The 12,284-nt window shown below is 40.2% G+C and carries 13 protein-coding genes; 8 read left to right on the forward strand and 5 right to left on the reverse strand.

Going from position 1 to position 12,284, the window contains the following annotated elements; all coding sequences use genetic code 11:
• Positions 1 to 57: 57 nt before the first annotated feature.
• Positions 58 to 2,709, forward strand: a complete 2,652-nt coding sequence (locus T497_RS0108135; protein WP_037324665.1) for a DUF6055 domain-containing protein — start codon at positions 58 to 60, stop codon at positions 2,707 to 2,709.
• A gap of 108 nt (positions 2,710 to 2,817) precedes the next feature.
• Here the strand turns inward: T497_RS0108135 and T497_RS0108140 are convergent, their stop codons facing one another.
• Positions 2,818 to 3,159 carry a hypothetical protein gene (locus tag T497_RS0108140; protein ID WP_028515191.1) on the reverse strand — a complete coding sequence of 114 codons (342 nt, stop codon included), beginning with the start codon at positions 3,157 to 3,159 and terminating at the stop codon, positions 2,818 to 2,820.
• A 234-nt stretch (positions 3,160 to 3,393) separates the two neighbouring features.
• On the opposite strand from T497_RS0108140, the gene T497_RS0108145 reads away from it, so the two are divergent.
• The 4 genes from T497_RS0108145 (at position 3,394) to T497_RS18925 (ending at position 5,556) form a co-directional block, all read left to right on the forward strand.
• Complete coding sequence (locus T497_RS0108145; RefSeq protein WP_028515192.1) at positions 3,394 to 4,128, forward strand: leucine-rich repeat domain-containing protein; 735 nt, start codon at positions 3,394 to 3,396, stop codon at positions 4,126 to 4,128.
• A 20-nt stretch (positions 4,129 to 4,148) separates the two neighbouring features.
• Positions 4,149 to 4,445 (forward strand): putative quinol monooxygenase, encoded by a 297-nt coding sequence (locus T497_RS16255; RefSeq protein ID WP_051530582.1) that lies wholly within the window; start codon positions 4,149 to 4,151, stop codon positions 4,443 to 4,445.
• Between the two features lie 86 nt (positions 4,446 to 4,531).
• A complete protein-coding gene (locus T497_RS0108155; protein WP_028515193.1) occupies positions 4,532 to 5,371 on the forward strand; it encodes an aldo/keto reductase in 840 nt (279 codons plus the stop codon).
• Positions 5,372 to 5,427: 56 nt separating this feature from the next.
• The gene (locus T497_RS18925; protein WP_278244733.1) at positions 5,428 to 5,556 is read left to right on the forward strand and encodes a hypothetical protein; all 129 of its coding nucleotides are present in this window, start codon (positions 5,428 to 5,430) and stop codon (positions 5,554 to 5,556) included.
• Between the two features lie 159 nt (positions 5,557 to 5,715).
• On the opposite strand, the gene T497_RS0108165 is transcribed toward T497_RS18925, so the two are convergent.
• Positions 5,716 to 6,216, reverse strand: a complete 501-nt coding sequence (locus T497_RS0108165) for a hypothetical protein (protein ID WP_028515194.1) — start codon at positions 6,214 to 6,216, stop codon at positions 5,716 to 5,718.
• A gap of 362 nt (positions 6,217 to 6,578) precedes the next feature.
• Between T497_RS0108165 and T497_RS18485 the strand changes: the two genes are divergently transcribed.
• Positions 6,579 to 6,785, forward strand: coding sequence for a hypothetical protein (locus tag T497_RS18485; protein ID WP_028515195.1), 207 nt, complete (start codon positions 6,579 to 6,581; stop codon positions 6,783 to 6,785).
• 282 nt (positions 6,786 to 7,067) lie between these two features.
• Here the strand turns inward: T497_RS18485 and T497_RS0108175 are convergent, their stop codons facing one another.
• Both T497_RS0108175 and T497_RS0108180 read right to left on the reverse strand, forming a co-directional pair.
• Positions 7,068 to 7,436 carry a hypothetical protein gene (locus T497_RS0108175; protein WP_028515196.1) on the reverse strand — a complete coding sequence of 123 codons (369 nt, stop codon included), beginning with the start codon at positions 7,434 to 7,436 and terminating at the stop codon, positions 7,068 to 7,070.
• Between the two features lie 381 nt (positions 7,437 to 7,817).
• The gene (locus T497_RS0108180; protein ID WP_028515197.1) at positions 7,818 to 8,090 is read right to left on the reverse strand and encodes a hypothetical protein; all 273 of its coding nucleotides are present in this window, start codon (positions 8,088 to 8,090) and stop codon (positions 7,818 to 7,820) included.
• 497 nt (positions 8,091 to 8,587) lie between these two features.
• On the opposite strand from T497_RS0108180, the gene T497_RS0108185 reads away from it, so the two are divergent.
• Together T497_RS0108185 and T497_RS18655 are read left to right on the forward strand one after the other, a co-directional pair.
• The gene (locus tag T497_RS0108185) at positions 8,588 to 9,511 is read left to right on the forward strand and encodes a restriction endonuclease (protein WP_028515198.1); all 924 of its coding nucleotides are present in this window, start codon (positions 8,588 to 8,590) and stop codon (positions 9,509 to 9,511) included.
• A 71-nt stretch (positions 9,512 to 9,582) separates the two neighbouring features.
• On the forward strand, positions 9,583 to 11,778 hold the full coding sequence (locus tag T497_RS18655; protein ID WP_242839991.1) for a dockerin type I domain-containing protein: 2,196 nt from the start codon (positions 9,583 to 9,585) through the stop codon (positions 11,776 to 11,778).
• Positions 11,779 to 11,949: 171 nt separating this feature from the next.
• Here the strand turns inward: T497_RS18655 and T497_RS18495 are convergent.
• Positions 11,950 to 12,284 (reverse strand): IS3 family transposase (locus T497_RS18495; protein ID WP_037324667.1); only part of this gene is annotated, 335 nt, incomplete at its 5' end.

Here is a 12,284-nt window from a genome sequence, read left to right on the forward strand (position 1 = left end):
CTGTTATGATATAATTTAGAAAACACTGAACGTTATATCATACAGAGGAGGGATAAAATGAGAAAGCTCACATCTTTTCTGACAGCCCTGATAGTGGGAGCTTTTATTCTGCCCCATGTGCCGACCGCTGTCGCTGCGGAAGAGTACATGATACGTGATAAGTGGGGCTACTGCAAGACTGCAAATTACGCAGAATCGGAGCACTTTGTCATCTTCTACGGCAACAGTGACACTACAGGACAGGTCAACGATGCATTTCTTAAGCGCAATCTTGCCAATTATGAGCAGCTCTGGAAGTGCTACGGCGAATATCTTGGCATGGAGAACATGAATGTTGATATCTATGGCAAGAGCTCTCAGAAGTACAAGACCAACGTTTATCTGACAAACACAGGACTTGACAAATACCCTGAGGGCTGGGCATTTATGAGTTCTGAGGACGGATACGGCATTGAGATAATTAGTCCTGACGCAATGCTGGACGAGCTGACTATCGCCCATGAATTCGGCCATGTTGTGACAATGCAGCAGAAAGCCTGGGTCGACCAGGAGATAACAGGAGCATGGTGGGAATCCCTTGCCAACTGGTTCCGCGAAATGTACATCGGCAGTGAATACTACAGCGGCGATGTAAAAACATGCTGGTTCGAGCCATATCTTCGCAATCTCAGCCTTGCTTTTCCACACGGCAGGAACTACTATGAGGTCTGGCCGTTTCTGGTCTATCTGTCCTATAATCCCGATAATATCGAAGGACTGGGGGTAAAGGCTGTAAAGCGCATTATCTCCGAGGCCAAAATCAATGAGTACCCGTTCGATACTATCACGCGGCTTTTCGGCGCAAACGCACAAACCATATTCGGAAACTATGCAAAGCGCATGGCGACATTTGATTTCGGCGCCAAAGAGGCTTATCAGGACGAATTCCGCAAGAAACTGGTGCAGTCGCCATTCTTCTGGAATCTATATTACACCATTTTGCAGGATAACGGCAGCGGTTGGCTGCAAGTGCCACAGGAGGAAGCTCCCATGCAGGGCGGTATCAATATCGTGCCGTTGACTGTTACGGGAGACACTGTTTCTGCGGAGCTTCGCGGTATATCTGATGACGGCAATGCAGGCTGGCAGGCTTGTATCGTTACTGTTGACGCAAACGGAAAGGAGAGCTATTCGGAGCTCTTCGGCAGCGGACAAAAAGTGAGCGTATCTGCAAAGGACACTGTATCAGCGTATCTTACGGTTACTGCAATGCCTGAAAAGCTGGTAAGGGTAAACGCTTTCCATAAGGGAAACGACTCGTCCTACAGGGAAGGAGCAGAGCGTAGGCGCTATCCTTATGAAGTGAAGCTTGACGGTGCTGAAGTCCAGCAGTCGGGCGGCTATTCCAAGGGCAAGGGGCATATCCACTCCAACGGCGGAGGCTGGGTAGCTGACAGCGCAAAGGTTGCTGATTCGGTATATGTTGGACCTGATGCAAAGGTGCTTGGAGGCGCGAAGCTTTCGGGAAATGTTCGTGTTGAGGATTACGCAGTTGTGGCAAACAGCGTAACTGCGCAGGACAATGCAATTATCAGCGGTCACGCGGTAGTTGACGGGGGAGGCTGGTACTATGATAACGGCTGGAAGCAGGGAAGTATCGCTCTCAGCGGAAATGCTGTCATCAGCGACAGATCGGTCGTGACAGGTGCCTGCTCAGTTTCGGGCAATGCAAAGGTGCTCCAAAAGGCTTATGCTGCCGATGCAGTGAAGCTTTCTGATAATGCTGTTGCTAAAGGCATGGCTTATCTTTACGGCGGCGCGGCTTACACGGGAAGTGCTGTTCTTGACGGAGACTACAGCAATGAAAAGGCAGTCAGCGATGGTGTGAATTTCGGCTGGCTGGACGACTTCGGACATCATTCTGCTCCCAAAAGCTATATCGCAGGCTATGATTTCGATAGTACTTCTAAGTATTGGGCTATGGACGGCTATACAGCTACAAATGCCCGTCAGCTCGGTGTAGAATGGGCTTCTGAGCGTACCTCTGCCAAGGGAGTTATGAACTTCAGCGGCGGGGAGGACTGCCTTCTCCTTGATGCTTCGTTGTTACAGACAAGGGATATTCAGCTGAGTATGGGAGTTCTCTGGAAGGGTGGAAGCCAAAATCAGGAGATACTTCACTTCGGCGATGATAACGCATATATTTCACTTACTCCAAGTAATGAAAACGGCGTGGCTGAGCTTATAGTCACTGACGGCAAGACTACGGAAAAGATGACGGCTGCGTCATCACTTGCGAAGGGGGAGTGGAGCAAGATAACTGTTCGTATCATTAATGGCAAGGGAAGTCTGCTCATAAACGGCAAACAAGCAGACAGCAAGTCAGTTGCCATTGATATGCAGTCTGTTATGAGTGCTTCTGCCGATGATCGCGCAGTGGTTGGAAAGGGCTTCAAGGGCGCTTTAGACTATATCCATATAAGTAGCAGTGCTGTCGATGAGCCTGCGGTCAGCTATAGCGGCATAGAAGAGCCTGATGATCACAGCCTACGCGGCGACGTAAATGCAGACAAGGAGTTCAATGTCGCGGATCTAGTGGCCATGCAGAGCTGGCTTCTCGCAAAGTCCGATGCTCAGCTTGCAGACTGGCAGGCAGGCGACCTATGCACAGACGGCAGGATAGATGTATTTGATATGGTCATGATGAGACAGCTTTTGCTGTCTGAATAAAGGAAAAAAGCGAATCCCCTTAGAGTAGAAACACAAAAAGTATGAAAACTCTAAGGGGATATTTTAGGTCATGAAGTAAAACAACTTTTGCTGGTGGTAAGTTCATTTTCAGTCAATTACATTATCTTCTGGCTTGATCCAGTCGAGGTTGTCTTCAACTTCAAATTCTTCTCCAAGTTCCTGACGTACAAGTTCAAGGAGCTTTTTGCCTGTTTCGTAGTATGCTATCTGTTCGTCAAGCGGACGAACATCACCTTTCCCAAGATCGTCCCAATCAAGTATTCCAATACAACCATCGTCAAATTCTTCCAGTTTTTTGACAAGTTCTTCTGAAAGAGGCAGTATATCGTACTGAATACCGCAACCAAATACGTTCATCGTTTCTTTATTGCTGCTCCATAGACTTGTTGTGAAGTAATCAGGAGAAAAAGAAAGAACATATTTTGCCATGGGTACTCCTCCTTATGTTTAGATACTTTTATTTTATCATATTTTAGTATTTATGGCAATATCCAATATCTTGAAAAATACGGAATCCTGTGATATAATTGTAAAAAACAAGGAGTACGGATATGGGGCTATTTTCAAAGCTTTTAAAATATGACTGAATAAAAGAACTCAGGCAGCCCGTTAAGGGCTGCTGTTCATTCATATAGAATAGTATGTGTAAAGGGGAAATAAACAATGTGGGACGACCGCAGCTATGATACACACATAAACAGAAGATTTCCTGAGGCGAGCCATATTGATGTTCCTGAAGGTATAACTGATATTGGCTATCTGGAATTATCAAATTACAAGAAACTTGAAACTGTTTCCCTGCCACAAAGTCTGAAAACCATTGGCTACTGTGCATTTCTTGACTGTGAGAATTTAAAGGAAATACGTATTCCCGATGGTGTCACGACTATATATGAAGGTGCATTCCGCGATTGCAAGTCACTTCGTGCAATAGAACTTCCCGACAGCGTGCAGGATATACGTCGTATGATATTTGCAGGGTGTACATCGCTGGAATCGGTCAAGCTTTCGTCAGTATTAACGAGTATTGGTGAATATACATTTTCAGACTGTAAATCACTTCATACAGTGGAGCTTCCGTCTGCTTTGAAGAAAATAATACATAATGCATTTCAAGGCTGTTCATCGCTAACTGAGATCAATGTTCCTGAGAGTGCTGAGGAGATATGGTTCCAGGCATTTCTGAACTGTTCATCGCTGAAAAAACTACGTATGCCCGTCAGTCTGAGATCATTTGGAAGAGATGCACTGCAAGGTTGCGATGCAATTGAGAAAATTGAAATATACGGTGAATTATCAAAAGATAAGCCTATCCCTGAATGGCTTGAAGCATTGGTATCTGATAAGTGCAGCACCTGCGAGATCATGCTAGAAGGCAAGCGAATAACGATGGTTTGAAATAAGAAAGGAACATTACTATGAAACGATTTGTTGAAGTTCATTATTATATCAAGGAAGGAAAACGTGACGAATTCTATAATGCTATACTGGAAAGAGGAATAGCTGATGCTTCACGTGCTGAGGAAGGCAACGAGAAGTACGAATACTATTTCAGCCCTGAGAACAAAAATGAGTTGCTGCTCATTGAGTTGTGGAGTTCTGCTGAAGCAGTGGAGCTTCATATGAGTTCGAAGCACTATAAGGAACTTGGAGAACTGAAAAAGGAATATGTGACAGATACAGTTTTTACACGATATGAGATCCCGGAAGACTAAAAGATTTGAATAGCGACAGAACGACATTATTACAGGACGTTGAATGAATTACAGAAATCCACATTTATTTTATTGGAGGTATTATCATGAAACAGTATACACTTGCGAATGGCGTTCTAATCCCTGCAATCGGACTCGGCACATGGCAGACACCTGATGACGAAATCGGCTATCAGGCTGTGCTTTCTGCGTTACAGTCAGGCTATCGGCATATTGACACAGCACAGGGATATCGGAACGAAGATATCGTTGGCAGAGCAGTCAATGACAGCGGAATTAACCGTGAAGAAATCTTCATCACTTCAAAGCTGGATAATCCAAATCACGGCTATGACAATACAATGCGTTCCTTTGAAGGAACACTTGAACAACTGGGAACGAATTATGTTGATCTCTTTCTTATTCACTGGCCAAATCCTCTGCAATACCGTAAAACATGGCAGCAGACAAACGCCGAAACATGGAAGGCGTTTGAAGAGCTCTATAATGCAGGAAAGATCAGAGCGATCGGTGTGAGCAACTTCAGGCAACATCATATAGACGAACTGATGAAAACGGCTAAGATTCCGCCAATGGTCAATCAGATACGTCTTTGCCCAGGTGAGCCACAGGACGAGCTTGTTTCATATTGCAAAGAAAGGAATATCCTGCTGGAAGCATACAGTCCGCTTGGCACAGGACAGATATTCAAAGTTCCGGAGATGCAAGTACTTGCAGAAAAATATCAGAAAACCATCGCACAGATCTGTATCCGCTGGAGTTTACAAAAAGGATTTCTGCCGCTTCCGAAGTCTGTTACAGCAGGGAGAATTCGCGAAAACATGGATGTATTCGATTTTGAACTCTCTGATGATGATGTCAGACTGATCGCTGATCTGACAGGATGTGTCGGACTTTCCAAAGATCCTGATACGATCAACTGGTAAGGCTGTTACGAAGGAGAACTTATGCCTCAGATTTAAAATTATAAAGGATTACAATGATGAAAACTGTTATCTTCAGATACATCTTCGGCTACTACAATACCCAGAGGATCAACAGCTTCAATGCAGGCGGTCTCCCACCTGTGACATTAAGAACTTCAACCAAGTCGGCTCATCATGCCGCCTGACTCCTGCCTATCTAAGATTTTGGGTATTCTCTGACTGCACATTTCTTGACAATTCCATAAGTACACCATGGTCATGGTTGCAAGCAGAATTTGCCGTTGATTTTACAGCGGAATTGCATAGCGTGAGAAAAGAAAAAGAGCAGATTTTTATCTGCTCTTTTATTCAAATCCTTTTGCTAAGTCTGGGTAGTTCTTTTCTATATACCGATAAAGCTTCATTAGCTCCACTTGATTGAATCTGTGACGGATGCACTCCTCTGCAATGTGTGGCTTAAGCTCCTCTTTCAGCACTTTGAAATTGTTTGCATCAACATAAAAAATCATATGAAGAGTGTAGTGTGTTCCGCCGCCTCTGGTTCGATTCGATTTAAGTGTATAGGTCACTGCATTGACTTTATTCAAATCGATTTTCCAAAACAGAAAAAACCACTGACATTTTACTGTACTGCCATTTCCAAATTTAACCCTTGTCTTTACAAATCCCATCGAAATGAACACAACAAAGAATAATAAATAGATTATCAATCCATATATCAAATTAGACTTTGTAGTTTCCTCTGCCGTTTTAAGGGAGTAATTTACGCCTAGTCCCATAATCATGAGGATAATCATAGTTATAAAAATGCACTTTGGTGTGTGGTCGATTTTTATTTTTTCCATTCTTATTTCTGTACCCCTTTCACAACGACGTATATCGTTTTATTATATAATTATACTTCAATACAATAAGTTTGTCAATATAACATATGAAAGCTCTAAAATCAGAGTTGTCTCGTTTAAAAGAAAGCATAAAATGAGCCTCAATAGAAAAGCATATTTGCCGCGTATTCAGTGCTTCGATGAAGAAAAATCTGCGCGAGAGAATTTTTGGTCACCTATATGGTATTTTACTTGATACAAGCATCAGCAAGGATAACCTTGACGGACGTTTCATAGCTGACTTAGTATTGCAGATATTAAGCTATACAGCGGAAAAAGAAAGAGAGAACACAAGAAAACGTCAAGCCCAAGGAATCGCAGTTATGCCAGTAGTGAACGGAAAGAAGGTCAGCTCCAAGACAGGAAATCCAATAGGCAGACCAAACGCCATATATCCTGAGTCATGGGAAACGGTCTATAATACATGGAAATCGGGAGATATAACAGCTATGGAAGCCATGAAGCAGCTCTCACTGACCAAGACAACGTTCTATAAGCTTGTAAAGCTCTATGAGAAGAAAGCTCAATAAATCGACAATAGCGCTCCCCTGTAATCGGGGAGTGTTATTTTTTTGCCCCGAAAAAGGCTATTTATAGGCATTTACCGTTTGTAATCAAAAAAACAACGTAAAATAGCCATTTAGCGCTTGCATTATATGTTATTTATATACACGCAATATGAGTGTATATGTGGCTATTTGACGAAATATAGCGGATTTTTCTTGTATTGAGTAATCGGTTCGTTATTTTCTGACAATAACAGACTGTCAGACCAAAACAAAAAGAGCCTGCCGAAGCAAGCTCTCTTTGTTTTAAAATTCTTTCGTCCAATATTGTGTATAGTAAACATGGGGATACGCAACAACAGCATTACTGCCAATTCTCGTATATTTCCAATACCAGTATTCCCTTTTATAACTATACCAAATTGTTCTGCGACATCTTGCGCACTTAACAGGCTTTTTGAAAACACTAACGTGATAGCTGGTGTGATTCTCTGAATCTATCTTTTCCCAGTCGTCTTTACTTTTTGCCGATGAATCTACTACATGATTACAAGCCGCATAAGCCGACAAAGTTGTCACTGACTTTGGATTTACAGTTTTTGCAATAGTAGTACCAGTACCAAGCAAAGTGAAAGCCATTGCAACTGCTGCAACTTTTTTGATTATGTTCTTCATTTTTCTTACATCCTTTACATAAAACTAAGGCTATTTACCGCCTTGTACAAACATAATACATTATTTGAGCAGTTTTGTCAAATCATTTATTGCTATAAACAAAAAGAGCCTGCCGAAGCAAGCTGAATTTGCGTTAGGATGTGATTTTAAATCACACACACATTATACCGCGTTTGTATTCCTTTGTCAAGCGCCATAGGTATGAGCGAAGCAATGGCACCAGTGCGCGGCTTCTACTGTACTACATACCACACACACGCAGCTGATATTGCAATGATTTGCGGTATAGCTGTATCAAGAATACTGTAATGAAAGAAAAGCTCGGGTATTAATTTACTCGGGCTTTTTCTTACGCGTATCAGCTTAGAGATACTGTTATTTTCACCGATAGTCCGTGAGGCATCTCTGACTAATTACTTGTCCGCAACATGCACACTTTTTAACTTCATAAACGTATTTTTTGTTGCCTTTTATTGATGATTGAGACTCAATACGTATATTTTCGGGGTGTTGTGTGTAGTGGTATTGACATTCAGCATGAGCTCCCAACGTAGTGATTGAATTAGGATTTACTTTTTTTGTTACGGCTGTACCAGTACCAAGCAGAGTAAATGCCATTGCAACTGCTACAACTTTTTTGATTGCGTTCTTCATTTGTTTTACATCCTTTACATAAAATTCAAGGCTATTTACCGCCTTGTACAAACATAATACACTATTTGAGCAGTTTTGTCAAATCATTTATTGCTATAAACAAAAAGAGCCTGCCGAAGCAAGCTCCTTTTGCGACGATAAAAACAAATAACCGTCCATTAAGCAACTATTTCATAACAATATTATACCGCACTTGTACTTGATTGTCAATAATTCTCAGAGCTTACTGTCATTATAGATAATCGGAGTAAGCTTCTTTTGTGCTATTTTACGTTTATTATTAAGAGTTTGTAACGTTTAGATATATGTGTTGAATGTGTTGTAAATATAGTTTATAATTAACATATAGAGTTAAATATTGTATAAATGTGCCATTGAATGTTTTGCCTTTATTACTTTATAAAAGGATGAACAATGCAACAGGCACATTATTGATGAAAATTGTTGTTGTAATAGGAATTATTATCTTTATTTCGAATGAAAGGGGGACTATTCTAATGGCTGTTCCAAAATTTTATGAGTTTTTGAAGCCATTTCTTATAACTCTAAAAGATGGGGAGATTCATAAATCAAAAGAAGTTCAATCAATCCTTGCGAAAAAAATGAAATTAACAGATATTGATTTACAGGAAATGCTCCCGAGTGGAAAGCAAAGCGTATTTAATAATAGGGTAGCGTGGGCACGTACTTATCTGGATAAAGCTGGTCTTGTAGAGACTCCTTCACGCGGGCAATATCGTATTACCGATAATGGTAAAAAAGCCTTAACTTCAGGTGATGTGATTGATATATCATATCTGGAACAATTTGATAGTTTTAAAAAATTTCATAAGGTTCAGGGGAAAAATAACAATTCTGTAGCGTATGATGGCAATGATACATCTGATGCTATATCACCAATGGAATCACTTGATGGCGCGTTTAAACAAGTCATGGATGCACTTGCAGATGATTTGATGAAAGAGGTTATGAAGCTTTCTTCGGTAGAATTTGAACATCTTGTAGTTCAATTGCTCCTAAAAATGGGATATGGAGATGGAATTGACGATGCTGGAAAAGTTACCCATCCTACAAGTGATGGTGGAATTGATGGTATTATTAAAGAAGACCAACTTGGATTTAGTTATATCTATATTCAGGCAAAACAATGGTCTCCAGACCGCACTGTGAGCAGACCAGAATTGCAAAAGTTTGCAGGAGCTTTGCAAGGGGAGAAGGCGACTAAAGGACTGTTCATCACAACTGCCAGTTTCAGTTCGGGGGCTAAGAATTATGCAGATAGTTTACATGGTTTAACTATTGTTTTGGTTGATGGTAAACAAATGACACGTTTGATGATAAAATATAACTTGGGTGTCTCTGTTGAACATACATATGAAGTTAAGAGAATAGATTCAGATTTTTTTACTGAATCGCTGTAAATATAATGATGATGTGTTTTAAAAGTGCTTGATTTATACTGCAAAGGGGGAATATTTATGAAACTGAAAAAATGTTATCAATGCTTCTTTCTGCATTTATTTGTATTACAGCTATTCCGATTAATGCATCGTCAGTTGATGATGAAAATAGTCCGCTTGAATGGGACGGCACAGCAGATACAACATGGTATGATGGAGAAGAAACAGAACAGCATATCAGTACACCTTCTCAGTTGGCAGGACTTGCAGTTTTAGTCAATGGAGGAAGGAAAATGGAAGGGCAAACCATTATACTTGATAATGATATATCACTCAAAGATTATCAATGGAATCCTATTGGTCTAGGAGGAAATCCGTTTTCGGGTACATTTGATGGAAACAACCATACTATTTATGAAATGAATATGTCACAAATATCAGAGGAAAAGTCGGAATTAGATAGCTTTGCACTATTTGCAGGTATGAGTGATAATGCGGTGATTCAAGATTTGAAATTGGAAGACATATCTATCAAACTAGAGAAAGATGATGGCGGTTTTTCAATTGGCGGAATTGCTGCAAGTGGTGGTATAATTAAGGACTGTTTTGTATCTGGCTCTATTGAATGTGTTAATACTATAGGTCAAGGGTATAGTATTGGCGGAATAGCTTCACACGCTAAAAGTATTATTCGCTGTAAATCAGCAGTAAATATAGCTACTAAAGCCGATTACAGTAATAACGGTAATTATGTTTGTATTGGTGGAATTTGTGGCTCTATGAGTGAAGGCGAGATAAGTGAATGTTGTAACTATGGGGCAATATCTTACGATGGAAACAATAAGTATGTAGAAATAGCAGGAATAATCGGTTTGGTTTGGGCAAATTCTAAGCCAATAACTATTAAAAACTCATATAATAGAGCGGATATTGAATCATCCACAGATTCTTACGGTATTGCTGGAGGCTTTGTGATTTATGATACAAAAAAATACGACTATGAAATAACTAATGTTTATAATACAGGTAAATGCACTTATGGAGTATATAGAACGTCTCAATATGTAGGAAAAATGAGCAATATGTACTATTCTTCAACTTTCGCTACAAAAGGGACGGATGGTACAAAAGATTTAGCTACCCCTAAACCTATTTCCAATATGATGAAAGACAGCTTTGCATCATCATTGGGTGGCGCATTTGCATATCGAGAGAATGATTTACCTGTTTTAAAATGGGAAATAAAAGACGAGCCTGTAATTACAACTACAACGACAACAACTTCTACTACGACTACCACAGCCACTACAACGACAACTACTACATCTACCACTACTACAAAGCCAACGACTACCACAACGACCACAACCACTATTGCAACTACAACAAGCACATCAACAACTACTACAATGATACCAATAACAACAACTACACAGGTAACATACAATCTTGGAGATATTAATAACGATAATGTAATTAATGCGGTTGATGCTTCTGAAATCCTTTCAGAATATGCACGTATATCCACAAATAGTGATTCACAGTTTTCAGCTTGGCAGAAAAAAGCTGCTGATGTTGATAAAGATGGAAATATAAACGCTGTTGATGCTTCACAGGTACTTTCTTATTATGCATACAAAGCAACAAGTGGTAAAATGGAGTTTGAGGAGTATCTTGTTAATCCACCTGTGACAACTACTAAGGCGACAACTACTACAACGACTACAACAACAACTACTACTAAGAGAACTACTACTAAAAAAATAACAACAACTACTACTACAACTACTACAACAAAGACTACAACGACTATTTACACTACAGTGTCTTTCGTTATTCCTCAGATTTATGTTTCAAATTTACAAACTGTTGATTCATCTCATCCTAATGCAAAGAAAATTTCGGATTTAACAGAAAAAATCATTAACGATACAAAATATAATGAGAGTTTGTTGAGTTCACTTAATAGTAATATAACGGGCTATAATGATATAATTAATGACATAGATGATATTCTTATTGATATTAAAAATGCCAATGTTGCATTGCAGAATGCACAAAACACAAAAATACGAATAATGGATGCGACTCGCGGATGGCGATATGAAGCTGATGCAGAGAAAGTTCAAGAGACTAAAGACGAAATAGCATACTGCGAGAAACGATTAGAAACATATAAAGGATTTGCAGATTCTTATATTGAAAGAATAAAATGGTATATAGATACAATCAACAGTTATAATGAAAAAATAAAGGGCTATTATAATCAAATAAATGCTTTATTATAAAAACAAGGCGGTAGGTCAAATCGACTTACCGCCCTTAGTTATACATCAGTCCCAGTCTAACATTGAAGAATACCAATAGGACATTTCTTTGCTTGTAGACGTCGCCTGAGACGCTGGAATTGTCAAGAAATGTGCAGTCAGAGAATACTCAAAATCTTAGATAGGCAGGAGTCAGGCAGCATGATGAGCCGACTTGGTTGAAGTTCTTAATGTCACAGGTGGGAGACCGCCTTCGTTGAAGCTGTTGATCCTTTGTGTGTTGTAATAGCCGAAGATATATCTGAAGATGACAGTTTTGACCTCTTCACGCTTCATTCTGTAGGTCGGTATCTGATACAGCTTTTCTTTTTTCAGTGTGGCAAAGAAGCTCTCCATACGAGCGTTGTCATAGCAATGAGCAGTGCCGCTGAGGCTTTGAATGAGCCCATTTGTTACAAGTTCCCTGCGGAAGGCGTAGCTTGTGTACTGGCAGCCACGGTCACTGTGGAGAACACTTCCTTCCAGTC

Source organism: Ruminococcus flavefaciens MA2007 (assembly GCF_000621845.1).
GTDB classification, from domain to species: domain Bacteria; phylum Bacillota; class Clostridia; order Oscillospirales; family Ruminococcaceae; genus Ruminococcus; species Ruminococcus flavefaciens_E.